Source organism: Paenibacillus kyungheensis (genome assembly GCF_028606985.1).
Classification (GTDB): domain Bacteria; phylum Bacillota; class Bacilli; order Paenibacillales; family Paenibacillaceae; genus Saccharibacillus; species Saccharibacillus kyungheensis.
The window spans coordinates 195,582-218,112 of sequence record NZ_CP117416.1 but is presented as its reverse complement, the minus strand read 5'-3'; the positions used below and the strand labels follow the sequence as shown (position 1 = coordinate 218,112).

At 36.0% G+C, this 22,531-nt stretch carries 21 protein-coding genes; 4 read left to right on the top strand and 17 right to left on the bottom strand.

Going from position 1 to position 22,531, the window contains the following annotated elements; translation table 11 throughout:
• Positions 1 to 66: 66 nt before the first annotated feature.
• From PQ456_RS00980 to PQ456_RS00955, 6 genes are all read right to left on the bottom strand, one after another.
• Positions 67 to 897, bottom strand: coding sequence for an endonuclease/exonuclease/phosphatase family protein (locus PQ456_RS00980; protein ID WP_273614437.1), 831 nt, complete (start codon positions 895 to 897; stop codon positions 67 to 69).
• Positions 898 to 1,156: 259 nt separating this feature from the next.
• Entirely contained in the window at positions 1,157 to 2,425 is a 1,269-nt protein-coding gene (locus tag PQ456_RS00975; protein WP_273614436.1) for a family 8 glycosyl hydrolase, read from the bottom strand.
• A gap of 84 nt (positions 2,426 to 2,509) precedes the next feature.
• Positions 2,510 to 3,847, bottom strand: coding sequence for a 6-phospho-beta-glucosidase (locus PQ456_RS00970; protein ID WP_273614435.1), 1,338 nt, complete (start codon positions 3,845 to 3,847; stop codon positions 2,510 to 2,512).
• 73 nt (positions 3,848 to 3,920) lie between these two features.
• Positions 3,921 to 4,916: an N-acetylglucosamine kinase gene (locus PQ456_RS00965; protein ID WP_273614434.1), complete on the bottom strand. Its 996-nt coding sequence runs from the start codon at positions 4,914 to 4,916 to the stop codon at positions 3,921 to 3,923.
• A gap of 12 nt (positions 4,917 to 4,928) precedes the next feature.
• Positions 4,929 to 5,927 carry a LacI family DNA-binding transcriptional regulator gene (locus PQ456_RS00960; RefSeq protein ID WP_273614433.1) on the bottom strand — a complete coding sequence of 333 codons (999 nt, stop codon included), beginning with the start codon at positions 5,925 to 5,927 and terminating at the stop codon, positions 4,929 to 4,931.
• A gap of 695 nt (positions 5,928 to 6,622) precedes the next feature.
• A complete protein-coding gene (locus tag PQ456_RS00955; RefSeq protein WP_273614432.1) occupies positions 6,623 to 7,285 on the bottom strand; it encodes a peptide-methionine (S)-S-oxide reductase MsrA in 663 nt (220 codons plus the stop codon).
• A gap of 139 nt (positions 7,286 to 7,424) precedes the next feature.
• Between PQ456_RS00955 and PQ456_RS00950 the strand changes: the two genes are divergently transcribed.
• A complete protein-coding gene (locus PQ456_RS00950) occupies positions 7,425 to 8,933 on the top strand; it encodes an FAD-dependent oxidoreductase (protein ID WP_273614431.1) in 1,509 nt (502 codons plus the stop codon).
• Positions 8,934 to 9,429: 496 nt separating this feature from the next.
• On the opposite strand, the gene PQ456_RS00945 is transcribed toward PQ456_RS00950, so the two are convergent.
• The 10 genes from PQ456_RS00945 to PQ456_RS00900 all read right to left on the bottom strand — a co-directional run bounded on the left by PQ456_RS00945 (position 9,430) and on the right by PQ456_RS00900 (position 19,679).
• Positions 9,430 to 10,566 (bottom strand): threonine aldolase family protein, encoded by a 1,137-nt coding sequence (locus PQ456_RS00945; RefSeq protein WP_273614430.1) that lies wholly within the window; start codon positions 10,564 to 10,566, stop codon positions 9,430 to 9,432.
• 145 nt (positions 10,567 to 10,711) lie between these two features.
• The gene (locus PQ456_RS00940) at positions 10,712 to 10,939 is read right to left on the bottom strand and encodes a hypothetical protein (protein WP_273614429.1); all 228 of its coding nucleotides are present in this window, start codon (positions 10,937 to 10,939) and stop codon (positions 10,712 to 10,714) included.
• Positions 10,940 to 11,171: 232 nt separating this feature from the next.
• Positions 11,172 to 11,456, bottom strand: a complete 285-nt coding sequence (locus tag PQ456_RS00935) for a hypothetical protein (protein WP_273614428.1) — start codon at positions 11,454 to 11,456, stop codon at positions 11,172 to 11,174.
• Between the two features lie 327 nt (positions 11,457 to 11,783).
• Complete coding sequence (locus PQ456_RS00930; protein ID WP_273614427.1) at positions 11,784 to 12,293, bottom strand: hypothetical protein; 510 nt, start codon at positions 12,291 to 12,293, stop codon at positions 11,784 to 11,786.
• A 673-nt stretch (positions 12,294 to 12,966) separates the two neighbouring features.
• Positions 12,967 to 13,197 (bottom strand): hypothetical protein, encoded by a 231-nt coding sequence (locus PQ456_RS00925; RefSeq protein ID WP_273614426.1) that lies wholly within the window; start codon positions 13,195 to 13,197, stop codon positions 12,967 to 12,969.
• A gap of 285 nt (positions 13,198 to 13,482) precedes the next feature.
• Positions 13,483 to 13,761: a hypothetical protein gene (locus tag PQ456_RS00920; protein ID WP_273614425.1), complete on the bottom strand. Its 279-nt coding sequence runs from the start codon at positions 13,759 to 13,761 to the stop codon at positions 13,483 to 13,485.
• Between the two features lie 162 nt (positions 13,762 to 13,923).
• Positions 13,924 to 14,526 (bottom strand): hypothetical protein, encoded by a 603-nt coding sequence (locus PQ456_RS00915; RefSeq protein WP_273614424.1) that lies wholly within the window; start codon positions 14,524 to 14,526, stop codon positions 13,924 to 13,926.
• 386 nt (positions 14,527 to 14,912) lie between these two features.
• Entirely contained in the window at positions 14,913 to 15,428 is a 516-nt protein-coding gene (locus tag PQ456_RS00910; RefSeq protein ID WP_273614423.1) for a hypothetical protein, read from the bottom strand.
• A 238-nt stretch (positions 15,429 to 15,666) separates the two neighbouring features.
• Positions 15,667 to 16,893, bottom strand: a complete 1,227-nt coding sequence (locus PQ456_RS00905) for a Zn-dependent hydrolase (RefSeq protein ID WP_273614422.1) — start codon at positions 16,891 to 16,893, stop codon at positions 15,667 to 15,669.
• 275 nt (positions 16,894 to 17,168) lie between these two features.
• Positions 17,169 to 19,679: an SIR2 family protein gene (locus PQ456_RS00900; protein WP_273614421.1), complete on the bottom strand. Its 2,511-nt coding sequence runs from the start codon at positions 19,677 to 19,679 to the stop codon at positions 17,169 to 17,171.
• 211 nt (positions 19,680 to 19,890) lie between these two features.
• On the opposite strand from PQ456_RS00900, the gene udk reads away from it, so the two are divergent.
• Entirely contained in the window at positions 19,891 to 20,526 is a 636-nt protein-coding gene (gene udk, locus PQ456_RS00895; protein ID WP_273614420.1) for a uridine kinase, read from the top strand.
• A gap of 239 nt (positions 20,527 to 20,765) precedes the next feature.
• Here the strand turns inward: udk and PQ456_RS00890 are convergent, their stop codons facing one another.
• Complete coding sequence (locus PQ456_RS00890) at positions 20,766 to 21,335, bottom strand: helix-turn-helix domain-containing protein (protein ID WP_273614419.1); 570 nt, start codon at positions 21,333 to 21,335, stop codon at positions 20,766 to 20,768.
• A gap of 190 nt (positions 21,336 to 21,525) precedes the next feature.
• Between PQ456_RS00890 and PQ456_RS00885 the strand changes: the two genes are divergently transcribed.
• Together PQ456_RS00885 and PQ456_RS00880 are read left to right on the top strand one after the other, a co-directional pair.
• On the top strand, positions 21,526 to 22,218 hold the full coding sequence (locus tag PQ456_RS00885; protein ID WP_273614418.1) for an AzlC family ABC transporter permease: 693 nt from the start codon (positions 21,526 to 21,528) through the stop codon (positions 22,216 to 22,218).
• Positions 22,211 to 22,531, top strand: coding sequence for an AzlD domain-containing protein (locus tag PQ456_RS00880; RefSeq protein WP_273614417.1), 321 nt, complete (start codon positions 22,211 to 22,213; stop codon positions 22,529 to 22,531). The genes PQ456_RS00885 and PQ456_RS00880 overlap by 8 nt, the downstream gene beginning before the upstream one ends.

The following is a 22,531-nucleotide window of genomic DNA, read 5'->3' as shown; positions in this document are numbered from 1 at the left end:
TAAGGTCTCTTTTCTTAGTGTCTTAATGAACTATAATTTTTAAAATTTTCTATCGTGCTAATAGAATTACTCCAAGTCTAACTCCACAGCTACTCCCAAATGATCCGACACAATAGCTCCATTCACACCATTCAACGCCACAGCAGAAGAACGAACAGACAATGGACGATTGGTTAAAATATAATCGATACGCAGACTGGTCGCATTGTTTTCCCAACCTGCGATAGCTTTGACGACGGTATGTCCATCGTCTTTTACTTTGGCTAATGTATAGGTGTCGAACCAGCCTTTGCTCATCACATAGTCATAACCTTCTTCTCGAATCTCTGCCACATTGTTCAGATCGCCTAGCATGAGGATCAATTGATCTTGGTATGGTGCTAATAACTGCTCTGTACGATCCCATTGTCCACGGAAATGTTCTTCGTCATGCCACCATCCATAATGTCCATCTGCTATCCATACAGGCTGTCCGCTGATCTCGGTCTGCACCATCAACAGACGACGTGTCCGATAATTGTTATAGTCTTGCAGTTGAGAGACAAAGTCGTAGCTTGCTTGAACGATCGGCGTACGAGTCAGTATCGCTAATCCTTCATCATAGGTCTGTCTGGTCTGATGAGTCGGAACCCATGTCCAATAATAATCAGAAGATAATTGCTGTAACAACACATAAGCAAAGTTATTTTGCCGAATATTCACATTTCGATCAGTAGCGTAATAACGTGATTCCTCTAATACCGATAACTCTACATGCGGCTCACTCATCGATTGATTTACTTCTTGCAGAGCAATAACATCAAATTGTTGTTGATTGATAAAATGAGCCAATTGACTGATTTTTTCTAACTGGTTCGTTTCGTGCCATGAATGCGTATTTAAAGTTAAACATTTCAACAGTGGTCACCTGCTCCATCTATTTTCATTATTTTTGTCTGAGCGATACTTTATCTCACTATACCACAATCCAAAAATAGACATCTAAAGTAAGCAAGCGACACTATTCATTAGCGAGAAAAACAAGACAAACCTCCACTCATTGCAGGACAGCAATGAGTAGAGGTTTGGTGAACATGTCTACATTTGAAAAGCATATTATCTGATCTCTGTTGTTATAATATTATATGCAAATCATCTATGCATGTACGTCCTATCATCAAGAGGCAGTAGGCTTCCACCAGTTACCGGAGATAAATAACATACTCAGTAGATTATAAGAGTCGCTAAAATAGCTTTCTTTGCTATTTTTCATCCAATCCCAACCTGTATTGACCCATGTCTGATGGGCATGATCTGTGACACCTGCGGCGACAAATGGAGCGACAAATACAGCAGTTGCATAGGTACCGCGCGCCGTCCCGTTTAACTGATATCCATCTTTGATGCTGGCAGGTTTACCACTGGTTTTGCCTTTGATCCAGACTGCTATTTTGTTAGCTATATTCTTGCCGCGAGTATCTCCATACATCGCATAATCCATTACGATTCGAAGCGGTACACGAGAAGCATTGTAATTGTATTCATTTGTCTCTTTAAATTCATCCAAAAACCACTCTGGTGCAGGCTTCGCTGGATTCCCCACTACAAAGTCTGAAATTAAGCCCGTATTAGGTGAATAGCTACTACTAAATTGCGCATATTTGCTGTACAGATTGTTGATCACATTCAGCCATGTCTGATCTCCAGTCACATCGTAAAAAGCATGAAAATGACTGAGCATCCAATCCGATGGACGGGTATCATAGCTGTTTTTGGTATCCCAATCTCCCAGATTAATACCATTATTAGACGTTACATAGCTAGATTTGATGGCGCTGATCATTTTTTTAGCTTCTGACAAATAATTTACCGTTCCAGCAGAACCCCACTGCGTATGTGCCAAAAGCAAAGAGTAGGCAATATCCAGATCACCATCGGTTGCTGATCCAAAATGACCTTGTGCAGCAGTATCATCAGCGACGACCCAACCCATCAGAGCAGGATTGCCTGAACTTTTGTACGCTCTGGCTGTTTTGAACAATCCATTATAGATCGTCTGTGCTTGTGTATCTTGCCCTGCCATCAGAGCGGTAATCACCATGCCATACCCCTGACCTTCGGACGTACCTAGCGGGTCAAACCCTTCTGCATCACCGGTAATATCACCACGCACATAATAACCACCTGGCAAAGAAGACAAGTCATTTTTGAGATAGGTTGATTTCCAGTAACTATAATAAGAAGCTACGGTTTGATTCATCGCCGCCTGAGTCACATGATTGGGCTTGATGATTCCTGCATAATTCACCTGTTGTGGAAAAGGTTTCTTTTCATTAGCCGCATAAGCAGACGTCGATAATCCTAATATTCCTGATAACGAAATACTAAATAGTATGATTACAAGAGAGAAGCTAAGCCAACGTGCCTTTGTCGATGAAGTACGCATACTGGTTATTCCTCCTTAGCATAATGTAATAGGTCATATTTTGAATCTAGTAGGATCGAATCATCTTTTTCTGCTTCAGATATTTTATCTACTTTCGGCTACTGCTAGATGTTCTTTTGGGAAAAATAAAGGCAAATAGTCACGATTCGCTTCTAACATTTCGTCTAGCATGTCTTTGGCAATCGCTATCGAAGGCACTAATGGATGATGAACCATCGCTTGCAAAGCCAGTTGACGATCTCCGGTTATTGCCGCCTGAATCGTTAGTTGTTCATAGGTTTTTACCGCATGCATAAGCCCTTTAATATGATCCGGTACAGTAGATAATTGAATCGGTAACGGGCCTTGTTGAGTCACTACGCAATTGACTTCAATACAAGCATCGTCAGGTAGAAAATCAATAATGCCACGATTTGGAACGTTAAGTGTCTGTATATCTCCTGTGCCATTATGAAGTGAACGCATCAAGTTCACTGCGGCTTCCGAGTAATACGCACCCCCGCGTTGTTCCAGTTGCTTGGGCTTTTCTTGTAGCTCAGGATCACGATATAACTCAAACAGTTCTTGTTCTACTCGCTGTACCACCTGAGCACGCGTTCCTTCATTTTCAAAAGCTAACAATTGGTCTTGGAGCATCTGAGGAGTCATATAAAAATACTTGAGGTAATAGGAAGGTAATGCTTGTAGCGATAGTAGAAATTCAGCATCCCAACCCTGCTGAGGAACATTGGCGGCTGAATACTCTTCACGCTGTGCTAGCAGTTCTGTTAATTTGGATTGTCCCTCAATATCGATTCGAGTAACCCAATGTAGATGATTAAGCCCTACAAATTCGGCATAGACTTGATGAGGCTCTACTTGATAATGAGCAGTTAACCATTTGATCAGACCGATAGGAGCATTGCATAAGCCGATACTGCGTACTTTACTATGCTTATGAATCGCTTCTGTGACCATACCTGCCGGATTCGTAAAATTCAGCAACCATGCATTCGACGCTAACTCTTCAATATCCCGGCAAATATCTAGTAATACAGGAATAGTGCGTAGTGCTTTCATCATTCCACCGGGGCCGGTCGTCTCCTGTCCGATCACTCCGTACTGCAAAGGAATGCGTTCATCCACACTTCTTGCTTCTAACATACCTACTCGCATTTGCGTGCTCACATAATCAGCATCTTTGATTGCTTCTCTTCTATTCGTTGTTAAATGTATCTTGATCGGCAACCCTGAAGCAGCGACCATACGCTTAGCCAATTCACCTACAATAGTAAGCTTGTGTAATCCTTGCTCAATATCGACCAACCACAATTCACGAATCGGCAGATCCTGATAATAGCGGATAAATCCTTCTACTAACTCCGGTGTATACGAAGAACCTCCACCGATCACAGCTACCTTTAACCCTTGAGTCCTATTCATATATGATCACATCCTGTATTTATAAAATAATAGACGTATACTGTACATTTGATCTGCGTAGTGGTGATTGCTATTAGATAGATTGCTCTTTTGCTTGTACTGTAGTGAGGCTTCCTATATCGTATAACTGCTTATACACTTGGGGTGTAATATGACGTCCTGCCTGTTCCATTGCACGTAATATCGCTCCGATCACAGGTTCGACTTTTAATTTGACCAGTGAGGCATGCGGTGCCGATTGTTGTAAGGCTTGCTCAATCTGCGGACGAATCCAATCACGATCTCCTCGTGTCAACAGACTTCCAGCCATCACCACATCAAATGATAACGTGTGCATTTGCAATCGATTAACGATCGCTGTAATCGATTTTCCTATTTCCTGACCTTGTTTTGCTAAAATATCTAATGCTACTCCATCTCCCCATGCGGCAGCTGTAAATAGCAATTCAGCCACTTGTACAGGTACTTGATAATGATGATCTAGATAGTCGTGAAATAATGTATGCACATCTGAATAATGCAACATATCCAGTAAAAGCTCTGTGAGTACAGTAGAATGACCTCTTCCATCCCATGCTCGAATCACCGATCGAAACACTTCGATACATAATGATCCGCCTCCACCAAAATCTCCATACATATAATCAAATCCACCACACTGATAACTTTCACCTGCTGGATTCATCCCGGCACTATTCGTTCCTGTTCCACAAATCACCGCTATCCCGTAAGCATTCGTAGTTCCAGCACGAAGCCCAATCATGGTATCTCCAACCAGATCATAATGATGAAATCCAAGACTCTGAATCATAGGATGCAAAATAGCATAATCGGCGGGTCGATCTGCTCCTGCTAATCCAAAACAACTGGATGTTAATTGGTCACGCTGAATACTGGCTTGCTGTAATGCTTGCTCGATAGCAAGTCCAATCTGTTCTCCTGCAAGTAATCCTGTCGTCTGATGATTACCTGCACCCGCACGTCCTTGCCCTATTAACTGACCTTGTTCATTGGTAATGTAAGCAATTGTTTTGCTACCACCTGCATCAATGCCCAGGTAATATTCCAATATGAGTCACCTCTAATCGTTGCTAACTTGCGCTGTCGATTGCCTAATAATCAATTCTGATTTTAATTTGAGTCCTGTAGTACGCTTACTCTGATTACTGATTTTGCGCAAAATCATATCTGCCGCCGCTAGTCCAATCTGATCTGCCGGTTGTTTCATCGTAGTCAAAAATGGACGCAACTGTGAAGCGATATCCTGATCATCATAGCCAATAACAGAGACTTGTTCCGGTACACGTATACCTGCTTCTGTCAGCGCATTAATTAGACCGATAGCGATATAATCATCCCCTGCAAAAACAGCTGTCGGCAATTGGTTATCAGCCAACCACTTTTTCCCTGTCTGATACCCAAAATCCATACTGTAATCACCTTGTATAATAGCAAATGGCTCCAGTTCTGCTTCTTGCAAAGCATCGATAAATCCTTGTCTACGATCTCTTGTACTCGTAAATACATCTAATCCACACAAATGAGCGATCTTAGTGTGTCCCAATTCCAATAGATGACGAGTCGCTTCATAACCACCATTGTAATTATCAATCGTGATCGCAGACGCATTGTTTTCAGACAATTGATTATCGATCAGCACATAAGGAATATTACGCTTTTTCAATTCCGATACAAAACGTTCTTCTTCTACAGGAGATAACAAAATCAACCCATCGACCCGATCTTCTTGAATCAAATAATGACTTTCCTGATTACCAAAGCTACGAGATACCGATACTGCTAAAAAATAACCTTGAAGCGCTAATGTATCATTGATTTCTTTAGCGACAGCATCAAAAAATGAATCATGTAGTGTTGTTACAATCAATCCAATAATTCCGGTACGACCACGAGCAAGAGAACGAGCAGCAGCGCTTGGACGATAATCTAATTCTTTGATTGCATCCATCACTTTTTGGCGATTTTTTTCACGCACTGTTCCTGCACCATTAAGCACACGTGAAACGGTTACAACAGATAATCCTGATCTTTTAGCAACATCAAATATACTGGCTTTCATCTTATATTCTCCTAATTGATGCTATTTTTTGAAAGTATGCTATAGATATGCTACCTTACAAAAAACGAACATCCTGTTTTTGCTCATTATACAGGATGATATAGGATAGGGACTACACTGTAATGCGCTAAATTGTTATTTATTTAGTTTACTAAAGACAGATAATTTCTTTGGGCGACATTATAGATTAAGATATTTTGTTGTAAAATAGCGATATATCATCGTGATTAGACTAATATTCATACGAAATATATTCTTCCTAAATCATAAGTTACAGCGCTTTAACTTTCGAAATAAAAAATAATAAAGCATTCACTTGCAACTGAAATCGATGGTATCATTTCACCTCCTACACATAATATTACTCTGTAATAGCTTTTTATTCTTAGATATTACAAATTCATATTTATGCATATTTTGTGATAACTTATTGTAAAGATACGCTCTACTTTTAAAATTTTCTACCGATACCACTTATGATCATTTTATAAAGTTATAGCGCTTTAACTTTTGATATTGGTACTATCATAGATGATCTTATAGTCAATTACAAGCTTATTTTAAGCAGATTTTAGGTCTATTCTGATTTTTTAATACCTTTATTTTCCATTTTACGATACGATTATTGACTATTTCAAGTGATTTTTAATATATATGAGCTATAATCTCTGTTATAACGTGGTTTTTAGGCTCAATTAGTCATTTGTAGAGCTTTGCTGTATCCATTCCAATATATTATGCCGTTGTCTTTTGGCAACGTGTTGTAATTCTTTGTTTTCCCACTCTTTTATTATATCTGCCCAAGTCATATGTCCTTTGGAAAGTGCATTTAATCGTGTACCTATTGTAGAGTGAAAAAGATTTTCATGATTTCCTAAATGGTCTACCCAACCCTTGAACAGTTCTGGCTTTCGTTGCAAATAATACTTCTGGTGACGCTCTTCTGCTTCTGTAAAATCGGTATAAGGAACAATTTCTGTACTGAGCGACTCTGGTGCATACTGCTGTTGAACACGTAAAATCACTTCATATTGTTGCTGATTACGATAAAAAAGAATCGACATATACTGTCTACCTTTATATCCATTGATCGCATCAGGACGGTGATTGTCCCAAAAGCAACAGAGCAATTGTTCTAAAGATATCTCTTGCGGATGAAATGTCATCTCTATACTTTCCGAATGGTCTCCTAGCTCGCGGTATGTTGGATGACTTGTAGTTCCTCCTGCATATCCAGTTGCCGTCTGGATCACACCTGTGAATTGTCCGAACAATGCTTCAGGGCTCCAAAAGCATCCCATCGCTAACGTCAATTGCTCATCGGATTGTGATCTATATTCTGTGTGTTGTGTACTCATCATCTGCTACTCCTTTACAATATAGATAGACATTTAAATTTTGTAACCCTGCTCACTCTATTTTACAGTACACTAGAAAGGATACGGCATATTTTCGATCCGTACCATGAAACTTATACATAAGGTGGTTATATCAACAGTGAACAGACAGAAATCTTTACTTTTGTGGAGTCTTTTACTTGTCGTCATTATTATTGCTCTTATTCCTTTAGGCATGAAAATGTTCTCCGCATCCAATAATGCTCAACAAGCGCCTACATCCAGCCAGACGACAACAGATTCTACATACGACCCAACAGATACTCCAGCGCCAGCACCTGTAGCACCTACCATTTCCAAAACGTACGACCTTGTCGTGATTGGTAGTGAAGTCGAAGGGATTCTTATGGCCAAAGCCGCACACGATCAAGGGCAAAGTGTTCTGATTATCGATCCACGTGAAAAGCCCGGTGGACAATTGATACAAGGACAGATGCTTGTACTGGATGAACCGAATACCAACAAAAAGAAAAGTCTGGTTCAAGGTGAAATGAAAAAGCTATACAATGCTTATAATGTAGGCGATATTCGTACAGAAAAACAATTTATAGACTATTATAACAGCTTAATTCAAGGGATTCCGCTTCAAAGTGGGATTCAGATTGAAGGCATTCAGCAAAGTGATGCAGATGCTAACTATGCGATTACTTCACTAACGTATAAAACAACAGACCAACAATCCCATACGATTGCAGCGAAGTATTGGGTTGAAAATAGTGATTACAATGCGCTCACGTCCAAGCTCCATGTGACTCGGATTCCTGGAGTAGAATCGATTTTCGGTGGTGACAAGCCTGAATATATGGCGGCAACGTATATGCTACGGTTCAAAGGCGTAGACTGGCTAAAGCTTCATAGTGCGACATTGTTAGATTATCCTTTAACCAATCTTGAAGCAAAATACGGTACTAATACGTATGTCGATTATGATTTTGGGACAGGCTTTAACAAGATTACCGAAAACTTCAAATCGCTAGACCCACAGCTCAAATTGCGTGGTATTAACTCGACCTATCAGAAAAATGGCGAAGTGATTATCAATGCACTGCTCATCTATGATGTCGATCCTGCGAATCCAGAGTCAGTACAATCGGCTATTGCTAAAGGTAAAGCCGAAGCGCCACGTGTATTAACTTTTCTCAAAGAAAATATTCCGGGGTATGAACATGCAGAGTTAAATGGATTCCCGGATTACTTGTATATTCGAGATTATAATCGCTTCGAAACAGATTATGTATTATCTTACGAAGATGTCGTAGCTAGTAAAATGTTCTGGGACAATGTCAGTATTGGTGGTTACCCGATGGATATTCAAGGAACACGTGCTGTGCCAACTGGTAAAGGATACGGCAAACCGGATTTCTACGGGATTCCACTGCGTTCCTTTGAATTGAAATCTTACGACAATGTTCTGGTAGCTGGCAAAAATGTGGGCGCTTCGATCAAAGCTTACGGTAGTGCACGTATTACCCCAACAACCGCACTTGCAGCTGAGACGATGGGAATCATTTTAGGACGGGAAACGAAAAAATTACGTGATCTGAATGAAGAAGATTTCAAGCGAATTCATCGGTATTTGAGTGAGGATTACAATATTAAGTTGGACTGAGTGAGGTTGGTTTGCAAAATGAGGATATTCTAAGGGAACCCGCTTCAGCAAAAATATGGTTTTTGCCGTCACTGTTGAAGATGAATCCCTTAATAAGACTGGATAACGGTCGGCAGTCGCCTTCAAAGGCGAATAGACAGAAGTTTCCGAAGCCGTTTTCTTATAAAAACTTGTAGCTCTTTCAGAACATTGTTCTTCTTAAGCTCTGTGTGGAGATAATATTCTCAACATTGAAAACCGTTCTTGTAGAGAGGGTCGCATTGGCAGATTGGCTAATGTGGCTCTCTTTTTTTATTTTGGTAGTCGAGTTACGCTTTTGAGGAAAGAATTTATAAGTGTAAAAATAATTAGGAAAAACTTTAAATAATTAAAATAGCTAAGTAGTTGAAAGATGTGTAGGATCAACGACTTAGCTATTTTTTTCTATTTTAATTATAAATATCACTTCATACAGATCATGATATCTCTTCTATCCAACTTAGCTAGGCTAGATAAGCTATTGGTTTGCTGTGACTTCTTTCAAACGTTGATCTAGCCATGCTAGCGCTTTTTGGATACGATCTTGAGGAACATGTTCGTAGCGAGCACCGATTACTAATTCAGTCGAACAGTGAGCCCCTTCTTTTTTGTCTGTTAAGTATTGCACGATACCTACACCTGTCGCCTGACACATTTCGATTAAGATCGGTTCGATTTGTTCTTTGGGCAGTTCGAAATGAATATGGAACATGTTGGAGACAGGCACTTCAGGTAGCGTGTGAATAGCTGTGCATTTGTTCATCCACTGGGCTAATTGCACCGCTTCTTTGTAGTATTGTTCCATGTTGCCGACACGTTGTTCGTAGTAATATTTGGAGCTCAGAATATACGGATACAAGCTGATCAGATCGCCACCATGTCTTCTTTTCCAGACTTTAGATTCTGCGGTAAAATCGCTCGGCCCAGCTAAGATAGCTCCTGCAATACCACCGATGCCTTTGTAAAAGGATATGTAGACACTATCGAATAATGCACATACTTCAGCGGCTGTTTTTTGGTAATACGGTAAAATTTCAAACAAACGAGCGCCATCCAGATGGATCGAAATACCTTGTTTACGACAGTATTCAGAGATAGCTTGTAGTTCGCTATATGGTGGTAATTGTCCACCGATCTCACGTTGAGGCAATTCAAGCAATAAGCAGGCAATATCTTGATCCATTTGCTTTACATCTGCAAGGGTAATCAGGCGATCTTGATCCGCTAGCAAAATCGACTGAATATGGTGCAATTCTTTCAATCCATCTTCTTCATGAATCTCTAAATGGCATAAAGGATGGTAAGCCACTTTTGCACTATTGTGGCGATCACACCAGATACGCAAAGCAATCTGTTGTGCCATCGTACCTGTTGGGAAGAACACTGCACTTTCTTTGCCTAACACGTCTGCCATCTGTTTCTGGAAATCTTCGATCACTTGTCCACGACCATACTGATCACTGGAAAGATCACCATCGATGTCTGCAAATGCTTGTTGCAACACATTTATATTCCGATCGCTATGACCAGGTAAGATATATTCCGTTTGTGCAAATGCTTCTCGTAAGGTTAAAGAGGGTTGCTTGGATGAAGCAGATTCTGGTGTATTGTACATGGAATTAAGCTCCTTTGGATATCAGATGAAGTGAATATGTAACTATAGCAACGTTATCATATCTATCTAGCGATGCGTAATGTATTGTACGAAAAAGTATTTATCTATTAATAATTTGTCTATTTATGATAAAAAATAGTATATTCTAATCTTCTAATTCATAATCATCCAAAGACCAAGGTTCTATTTTTTTGATAGCTGTCATAGGAATAAGCATTCTTGTATCATCATGAGCTTCTTCAGGACAAATCACAATAACATTATTAAAGTAGTAATAATTAACGTACAATCCGATTACAAACAAATTATCAAGAAACGTTATTTTAATACCTTTATCTCTATAAGCTGGCATAAATATTTCTTGCTGATCCATAATAATTCCTCCTAAGTTTTTATAATATGATACGTATCTTTACTAATATAGCATCGATATTTACATACACTAACAACTATCTCTAGAAGCCAAATTCCTTTAAATACTTATGTCATTATTCTCGCTGTTCACACTATTTTAGTGACTATTTTTTAAAAGAACCACTACTATATTATAACGATATGAAATATGGTCATCTTTTTTTTCTAAATAACTAGTTTAATCTAATAATTCATTTAATCTTAAACGCATTTCCCCACTCAAAAAAGTTATCCCAAAATTTCTCGTCAAAAATAGATTCTTTATCTAATCTAAAAGCCAATGCAAGTTCTTTCCATTCTATAAAGTCGAACTTTGCAGGATACATTTTACTTGTATAAAGTTCTATCACTAAACCTTCAAATGACATTTCGTATTCATCATGTTGAAAATAATGTGTTACATTTTCTAATCCTTCCAAAGATAAACTACTTTCAGACATATGTATAAATCTTTTTAATTTTTCTTCTTCAAACACCGAATCACCTCTTATATTATTGATTAGCTAATACCTATCTTCAAATACCATGGGCTATACATTTGGCTTGTAGGTATACCAGGATATTCGCCGCTACCTGTATCCCATTTTTTTAACAGCTTACTATAATCGTTATCCACTTCTAGAACTTTGCTTTTTAAATGGTAATCATAATACACGTTACAGTTAAAACATTTTAGTTTATCTGACTCACTTCCAAATCCTACTCCGTACAATTCTTGATGACATTTAAAGCATAAGATGCTATATTTTTTTCTTAAATTGGATAATAACAAGAGTACTTACCTCATTATTTTATTATTTTGATCAGTTAGAAATAATTAGAGTCTTTCCAGATACCATTAATTTCAGTTTATTATGCTCATGCTCAAATACTAATTCTTGAGATAACTGCTTTACTTTTTCGTTTAGTATAGTTACATCAGGCATCTCATATAAAATAAGTTCAAATGTTTGAATATATTCTGTATCTGGATCAAGCATCATATGAATTTCTTTAAGTTTAGGAACTCCTATTTTATTTTTATAACTAGCTTTTACAAATATATACTCTTTATAGAAATTTTTTGCCAAGTTCACTTGCAATACCACACTTAGTAATCTGTAATCTGGTTCTATACTCCAAAAAAGCTCTATAAACTCTAAAATAGTATCTTCGATTGAGCCTGTATTAATTCGATTTTCAGCTATAATATAAGGATTATCTACCATCCATACATCGATATCCTCTACGGTTTCAATAATATTTCCCGGCTGATAAGGTTTTTTATTTAAAAATCCCCATTTATTCTGATAATTACTTTTATTTTGTTGCATTATATTCTCCTCCTATGTTAGAAGCTAATCTCTTATATAACATATTTGCTAATTCATTCTCCATTAGGCAATACGGTTCTAATTTCACCCATTTCAAAACCAATAGCAGTCTCCAGATCTTGCAAACTGAAATATCCATTTGTAGGATGATGAAAAACAAAAACTGATTTTGATTCCAGCCCTGTCGCTCGCCGCTTCTCTCGCTCTTGCACCTATTGGATTTGGTAGTGAGCTCTCTAGCACTCCAAACACACTAAACGCAACTAGTTCCAACCAAAGTGTAGCTCCATCGTTTACTGCTTCTCCCGTTATAATGTAGGTACTAGTTCAGAACAGCTATTTTTACATGGCGAATTTGAAGTAAAAATCAATCCGAGTAAATACGCTAACTTTAATATTAAAATTTACGATAGTGCAGGTTGCCAAGTATCTGCAATGAGTTGTAGCGTTAGTAGCCCTACAACACTACTTAAATCCGACGAAAAATTAGTAGGTCCACATAAAATAGCAGTTACTACTATTCCAGTCGTTGCAAATGCAGGAACCTTTCAAGTGAATTATTAATCTACTAATTACAATGAAATCGATTTTAAAATAATCATTTTAAAAAAAGCCTTTCTCTATTTTTTGGGAAAGGCTTTTTCTTATTGCACTACATAATTTATGGAGCATTCTAATCCTCTAATTCATAATCACCTGAAGCGTACCAAGGTTCTATTTTTTTGATAGCAGTCATAGGAACAAGAAGTCTTGTATCATCATGAGCCTCTTCAGGACAAATCGCAATAACATTATTGAAGTAGTAATAATGAACATATAGTCCGATTACGAACAAATTATCAAGAAACGTTATTTTAATATCTCTATCCAGATATGCTGGCATAAATATTTCTTGTTGCTCCATAATAATTCCTCCTAAGTTCTTATTGTGTGATATGTATCTTTACTAATATAACATTGATATATAAATAGGCACTTTTATATTTTCTTTTCCTATTCAACATGTTCATTTCCACCCTTTTTTCCAATCATTTAGCAAAATATGATCCGCTAGAGTAGGGCATAAGATCTGGCTATATTCTAAAAAATATTGAAATTTGATAGTTAAATCCAATCTTATTAAACATTGAGCTAGATTTTCAAAGCAATATATTACAATCCTTAATCTCAGTTTTTTCAAACTATGCGTTTAATCATTTTGCATGCTTGCAACTATTTCTTTACGTAATGATAAAAGTAAATCATTCAAATCAAGAGTTATAGCATGCAAATCACCGTCTTCATACAGATTATTTTTTGCTTCCTCATAACTATTTGCATATTCAATTACATAACTTTTGAATGTTTCAATAAAAGTAAGCTTACAATACACTTTTCCTGATTTAAATACAGTATCTTCTTTGATAAAAATACGTTCAAATCCCAAATCCTCGAATAACCGTTCAATTTCTCTTTTAATCTCTTCCATTTCGCATCACCTACGGTATTAGTTTATCATTCATAACTCTGACTCTGCGTAAGTTGCTGCTATTCTTCTGTCCATCCGTATTTGCTTCAGGATCAGTATGTCAGCACATTCTCCGTATATGTTTTTTTGAGAAAACTACAGCCCTCAAAGTCTAAAATAGGCTTAATCAATATCGCTATAGAACTTCATCAACTTCGAGGCAATTTCTTCAGGAACAGTATAATTTCTAAAATTAAGTGATATTAGATCGGTAATTGCTCGCTCCATGGTAAACCAATATTCATTTTCGCAGTCATCCATACCCTCATTAAAACTTAGAATACAAATACCATAACTCCGTTCTCCCCATATTGCCCACTTCATAGAAGAAGATAACCATATTACGACTTCAGAGTTAAACAGAATAGCATCAGCAGGACTTTCAACAGGACCTTGCTCAAGTATATTCCAATATTCATCAGACGTAGTTCCTTTTTGTAAAATGCACCAATTATAATAAGCGAATTCACTATAATAATACTCAACAGGATCTGGATCTAAAACAGCCATCATCACAAATGAGTCATTAGATAAATCAATCAACTTTTCTAGTTCAACCCAAAAATCTGGACTCATTACATCATCAAAATCAATAACAACATTTCTTTTAAAGGGAACTTTATACACTTGATCGGGTAGTCGTTGTTCACAGTTGAACATCTTTTTCACCCAATCTAGAGTCTCTTCAAATTTCTTTTGATCTTGTATAAATTTACTATGACTCATTCATCAGCCCCCAGTCTTATTTTGGCTGTTGTCCTTACTTAGAGTTATCGTGAACAACATATTTAGCGCTATTTTTTCAGATATGTAGTTGCTTTACTGTCTTTATCCTTTATTAACGATGTTTTCAGTAGTATTTGTCTGTAGCAAGAAATTTTAAAGCGTACATTTCAATGTTTATCTAAGGTTTTTCATTCAAAATACCTATTACTTTATTTGCTTTCTCAACTCTTCAATATCATCAGTTATCCATTGTTTAGCATCTACTTCTTTAATACTTATCAATTTGCTACCTCCTACTCCTACCTAATTTATTATTTTATTCAAAAAATTTATGTACGTTTTATATAAGTTATATATTCAATAGATTCTTTCTTTTATTATTAGGATCAGTTAGAAATAATGAAACTCTTTCCAGATAACTTTAATTTCAATTTATTATTCTCATGCTCAAATACTAAGTTTGAAGATATTTGTCTTACTTTCTCATTCAAAATATTTACATCAGGCATTTCGTATAAAATAAGTTCAAATGTTTGAATATATTCTGTCTCTGGATCAAGTGTCATATGGATTTCTTTAATTTTGGGAATTGCTAACTTATTTTTATCTGTAACATCAGTATTTACCATTACATATTTCCCATTTGCTAAACACGTAAAATCCTTGTTAAACACAAGTTCTAATAATCGATAATCTGGCTCTATACTCCAAAACATTTCTACAAATTCTAACATAGAATCTTCGATTAAATCTTGATTTATATGGTTTTGGACTATTTCCTCCGGACTATAATTCATCCATAGATCAATGTCATTCTCGCCATCAATAATCAATCCAATTTTATACCGCCTTTTATCTAAAAACTCCCATTTTTTTTGGTAGTTCATTTTATCTCTTTCCATATTACTTCCCCCTAGTTAGAAGCTATTCTGATAAATAATATATCTTATATGTACATCATCATACTATACATTCAAATAACAAAGTCTCTTTCACGATTCTAATATTCTCATGTGTCTTGGGATAAGGTTAATATTTTCACTGATTTTGTTATTAAATGACCTAATTACTATTATAAAAAAACCACCTAGCCATACTTAAGCGCAAGGTGGTTACGTATTTATCAAATAGGAGTCCAACTTAACCTTCCAATATCCCTAACACCGTATCCAGCAACACATTAATCCCTTTCTCACAATCCTCATATGAAGTCAGCTCTTCTTCACAATGACTTTTTCCATTCACGCTCGGTACAAATACCATTGCAGAGGGCAAAAAAGAAGCGACAAATTGGGCATCGTGTCCGGCTCCGCTTGCCATTGTTTTATAGGAATATCCTAATGTCTGAACCGATCTTTCCAGTCTTTCGCAAATGGCAGGATCGAACCAGACGGTATCACGTCCCCATAATTTGGTGGTAGTCACTTCGCAATCTCCTTGTACCGCAGGTAAAGACTGAATAATACGCTCTACTTCGCGGACGACCTCTTCGTTTTTGTGTCTGGCTTCTAGTGTAAAAATGACTTTGTTCGGGATCACGGTATGAATATTGGGATATATATTAGCTCGTCCCATAGTATAGACTAATTCCGAATCCAAAGCACTTAATTGCGTGCGAAGTGTACTTACCAGATCATTCATCGCAAAAAAAGCATCTTTGCGCATATCCATAGGCGTAGTCCCTGCATGATCCGATTCACCGGTAATCTCAATCTCATAACAGACCATACCAACCACACAATCTACCAGACCAATGTGTAATTTTTCGCGTTCTAACACAGGCCCTTGTTCTATATGTAATTCTAGGTAAGCTGTTGCTGCTTGGATTCGGTTGCTCTCTTCTCCTGCATACCCGCTTTGGACTAACGCATCGCCAAATGTAATGCCGTCGCTATCTTTTTTATTTAACATATCTGTTTTGGCAAATTTACCGGACAATACTCCAGAAGCCATCATCGAAGGTTCAAAGCGTGCGCCTTCTTCATTGGTAAAATTCATCACTGTAATTGGAATACGGGGCGTAATACCATGATCTACCAGAGTGCGGACAATTTCCAGCCCGGCGATCACTCCTAATATCCCATCAAAACGACCACCTTTTTTGACTGTATCCATATGAGAACCGAGTACAATAGGAGGCGTATCTTCTGTTCCTGCTAATGTGGCGTACATACATCCCATATCATCGACAACGACTGTCATCCCTAATTGTTCACAACAGGAGTGAAAGTAACCGCGTACCGCAATATCTTGTTCACTTAATGCTAATCGTGTCACACCATTATTGGCTGTCCGTCCAAAATCAGCAAATTGTTCGATCGTATCTGCTAATCGTTGAGCATTAATAAATAATTTTTGTTGTTGCATAGCGATCACCCTATCCTATTTTGAGATATGTTCTACTGCTAATATGATACGTTTATGTCATGGTGAACATCACAACTTGTAGAGCTTATTTCAATCTATGAATATACCATTTATGTATCTTACATCTTACCGCATTATTGAGAAAAGTCATTTGACATAATGTAATATTTTATAAGATTTCAAAGTTACTTTACATTACAAAACAAAGACTCTTTATATAGAGCCTTTGCTTTTTATACACTATATTAAATAAAAGCTTTAATTTTTTAAATCGCTTATTTAATATATCTATTTAACTGTCTAGTTTTAGAAAATAATTCATTAGTTATATCTGAATTCAAGCCATACTCTTTGCCATTAATAGATATGTGTTTAATGAGTTCAACTATAGCTTGTGATCCTCTTGGTATATGCTGTCCATCAGATGGTTTTAAATAGTTTAGGTTCTCATCAAACTCTAACGCTTCATGTATAGCATTAGTAGCTTTCTCAATATATGTTTTATCTTTATAATTGTGAATTTGTGCTAGTTTTGCAAGTATTGAGGCAATTGTATAACAAACATGCATATATGAAAATTTGATTTTATATTCTCTAATTTCTATTTCCATATCATGCTTCGATTTTGTGGCGTAAATAAGTGCGTTTTGAAGATCTTCTTCATTATTAGTCCATGCTAAGCTTTTAGCTCTCTGATGAAAATATTGATAATCATCTTTTAAAAGCTGCTCTAAATTCACATAAATATCTTTAATAACTAACAATGAGCCCTTTGATTCTTTTGGAAAAATATCATTTATAACATCGAACTTTATAAATTCAGATATTTTTTTTGCTGCCTGTCTTCTTCCTTTATAATCTGAAGAATAATTATTTAAAATACTTTCCACAATATTTTTATAAGCCCGTGATATTAAAGGGATGTTTCTTTTGAGAAGAGAGAATTCGCCCAATTCGTGTAAAACCCAATATTTCGAGTTTATTATAACTTTTGTGCCAGAATGATCAGATGAATTTTTTTCAAAGCTATTAGTATATTCAAACTGTGATATAGGCTCTAACATTTCAATAAATTTTCCTATACTCTCATTAAGTTTATATAAACTCATATCATGAGCACTTAATCTATTTTTAGTGGCTAAAATTATTAATGCTATCATACGGTCATTATCTATTTCCATTTCATGGATATTTTTAAAGTAACTCATTTTCAAATCATTTTTAGGAGCGCTTCTTACTATCTCGAAAATATTATCTAGGACTGTTAGTGAGTTATTCTTTATCTTTTGTTTTGTCTTTTGCTTTATTTCTTTATTTTCCCGAAATCTTCCTATGGCATTTGAGTCTAGCTTTTTATTAATTTCCAATACTTCTTTATTTAAAAATTTATTATCTAAATAATTTATACTTATTGTTTTTTCTATTTCTTTACTCGTTCTGAATTTGTTTAAAGCATTCAAATTTTCTTTTTCTGAAGAATCAAGAGAAAATACTATTCTACAATTATTTTTTATTACTTTTTCAAATTTATTATATATAAATTCAATTTGCATTTCGTCAATTGATCCTGTATCAAAGAATAAAGTAGCATTCTCAACATTAATTAACGAATTAAGAGTTTCTTGATTAATTTTATATAAAGAAGGTATAAAAAAGAAGTTTTCATTTTGTAATTTTCTCATCAAGTTTATCAAAAAATATGTTTTACCAGAGAACCTATGACCATATATTACTATTAAGTTTTTATCTATGAAATTAATTCTAAAATCTTCTTGTTTATTAAATAATTCTCTTTGAATTATGAAGTTAGGAAGTTTGATACTTTTTTTCTTTTCAAAATCATTATATATTTTATTAGATTTGTAAATATATTCTATATTTTCATTGTACCCTTCTTGCTCATAAATCATTCTTGGATTCAGAAAATTATCTATATCCGATGTTGGAATACGTTTTGCCATTTCATTAATATCATTTAAGTACATATAGAAATCTTCATAACTTTCAATTTTTATAATTGTATCTATACCATACATTTCTAAATCTTTTTGCTGTAACAAAGATATTTCACGATCAGTAACATAATATGTTGTCTTCATAGAAGAAGGTGTATACCCATGAATATTTAAAGAATATAACAAGTCTATTTCATCAGATAAACTACATCCTATAAACATTACAGAATTGGACCTAATATCAGTCGAAATTTTATTCAATAAAAAATTGTTTTGTTTTAAACTGTTTAAATATTGCGTTTGTGAGAATATATACATCTTACTTTCTTTATATAGCAAATAATGTTTTACATCTCCATGTATTTTATAGATTGAACGATTGTTTAAAATAGCTTCGTATTCTTGATTGATTTCACTTAAAGGCAACACTACCTTAAAGTCACTATTAGATTCAATGGCATCATCAATATTTAGAGTATACATGTAAGGCCAGTTTATTTTTAAAAAATCTCTTTTATACCACTCTAATTGAACATTAGTAAAATTATTACTCAAATATTTTTTTCTATCATTGATATCGCAATGGTTCTCATATTGCTGAGCTATTTTACTAAAATCTTCAGAAAATTTTTCGTTTGGAAATTTTTCTTTTAATTTAGCAATCATATATATTTTCATGTCTTGACCACTGGGTACGATTCCATTTGTAGCTTTACTTGATCTTGAAAAACCTGACCCAATTACTGGTATTAATCGGTTGCTGTTCATAAAGTTAATTAAATCTTTTTTTAATTTTTCGTTTTCCATTGGTACAACTTGTATATCAGACATTTTTATCTAGCTCCTATTCTATTATAAATCCTAGATACTACTTTATAGTAACTATTTAACAATATAGCAAATAAAATGTAATATTACTATGTAATTAATTTTTAATACCAGTACATTTTTGATCTTTACTAAATATAATGAAAAAACGTGGTTGCTATGCTACAATATTAGAATTGTATTGGGAACATTTAGGGAGGGTAAAGTAATCACTATGCTGATTATTGGTATTGCCGGGGGAACCGGATCAGGAAAAACAACTGTCGCTCGTTCAGTGATTGAACGTCTTGGCACAGACAAAGTCACTTTTATATCTCAGGATAATTATTATAAAGAGCACTCCCGATTGACTGCGGAAGAACGCCGATTGATTAATTATGATCATCCGTTTGCCTTTGATAATGAACTACTGATCGAACATCTATATTTGCTCAAACAAGGACAGGCGGCATTTGCTCCTGTATACGATTTTACAACTGATTCACGTTTTGTGGATCAGACGCTTGAATTGCATCCGAATCATATTGCAATCGTTGAAGGTCTACATGTACTATCTGATGAGAAATTGCGTGCAGAGCTTGATATCAAAGTATTTGTCGATACCGATCCAGATGTGCGGATTTTGCGTCGTGTATTGCGAGATATCGAAGAGCGCGGACGTAGTATTCAGTCGATTCACCAGCAGTATTTAACAACAGTCAAACCGATGCATGAAGCTTTTATTGAACCTTCCAAAAAGTATGCAGACCTGATTATTCCTGAAGGCGGACAAAATGAAGTGGGTATTCAACTGCTTTCTATTTTGACCGAAAAGTATTTAACCGGTGATCGTGCATGGGGCGAAGCGTAAATTCACCCATCTATAATTAGAATAATATAAAAAGAACAGGCTACACACCTTTTATGATGTTAGCCTGCGACTGTGTTACTATAAAAGCTGTTGGATAATTGATCCAACAGCTTTTTTTAATCAATCTATTCATGCTCTTGCTTGAGAGCTACACTGGAACATCATGTGACACATATAACGGAATACATGACTTTTGATAATACCTAGTGTCGTTATTTATTAAAAAGCTACCTTCCCTCTTAATGATACGTAATGACGAAATGTAAAACAGTACTCTGTTCAGATGGATTGATGTACGTGTGCTGACGATCGGCTTTGAAACGAATACATTCTTCCTCTACCAGATCATATCGTTCTTGATTCACTTCTACCGTAAGCTGACCAGACATCACAGTGACCAATTCGGTCACTCCCGCTTGATGGGCTTCGGAAGTGTAAGAACTATGCGGTTGCAAATACCCTCGGTACAACTCAAATCCATTCGAGCGAAATAACGGCTCTACTACAAAAACCTCATCAGAACTTCTTAATTGCACACTATCTTGCTTGCGAATAACAGACACATCGGATTCTCCAGATAACAAGGATGCGATAGGAACATGCAAACCATCTGCAATTTTCCAGATTACCGATAAAGTAGGATTCGCTTCTCCTTGCTCAATCTTAATCAAAGTTAATTTACTAACACCGATTTGCTTGGCAAATGCTTCTATCGTAATGCCTTTTGCTGTTCGAAATTGTCGTAAATTTATACCAATCTGCTTGCCAACCTCTTCTTCTTTAGCTTGAAATCCAGTATTTTTATCCATTGTATTCTCCTTTTATATCAAGCATTCTCTTTATTATTCTTCTTATAATGTATATTTTAAAGTACTAATAGTTAATTTTATTTTACTTTTATGATCTTTTTATACTATAATCTGATAAAAGTTAATTATAATATACTATTTAATTATTATTTTATACTTTAGAAAAATAGAACACAAGGAGAATACGTAGATGCTCACCAAACCACATACGGTTAAAACGGCTTTACTTGAAGCTTTTCCGCTGGCATTAGCGATAGCCGCTTATGGATTATCTTACGGAGTGCTTGCTACTCAGGCACATTGGAGTCTTTGGAGTACTATCATGATGTCTGTGCTCGTCTTTTCAGGTTCAGTGCAGTTGATGATTATAGCTATGGTTATATCTGGTGCTACATTACCGGGCATGATAATCACTGCGGTATTGCTCAATTTGCGTAATTTGTTATATGGAGCTTCATTAGCAGATAATTTAGCCCCTGCTTCTCGCAAATATCGCTGGTTACTGGCATTTGGCGTCTCTGATGAATCATTTGTACTGGGAAATATACGTTATCAGAAGTATGGAGCAGATCCGTTGTATTTTGGCGTTGTAGCAGGATTATTTTATAGCGCATGGGTGATTGCTTCTTATATTGGTGCATATATCGGGGATTTAATTGATCCGGTGCGTTGGGGATTGGATTTAGCGTTTCCGATTACATTTGTAGCTTTACTTATTCCTTCTCTTACTGACAAATCTATCATCGCTACAGCAGTAACTGCACTCGGTATCGCCAGTATATTGCATTATATAATGCCTACTAATGAATTCAATCTAATCATAACAGGTGTCATTTCTCCGTTCGTTGGAATGTATATTGCAAGGAGGCAACAACATGTCTGAACAGTGGATTTTGATTCTCGTTCTATGTATAGTAACTTTTCTATCACGTCTAATAGGCGTTGAAATGATGGCAGGGCGAATATTGCATCCAACCCTGCGTTTGTATTTTAACTATGTGCCGATTGCGATGATGGTGGCGCTTATTGTAGATCAGATCGTTATAACTGATCAGGGATCGACGTCAATCTCATTGCCGATTGTAGGTGGTGCTGTGGCTGCTACACTGATGATTAAAGTTACACGTTCCTTTTTACCTACTGTAATCATCGGTGTACTTGTAGGGCTTGGGATACGTTATTTGCTATCCAGTTAA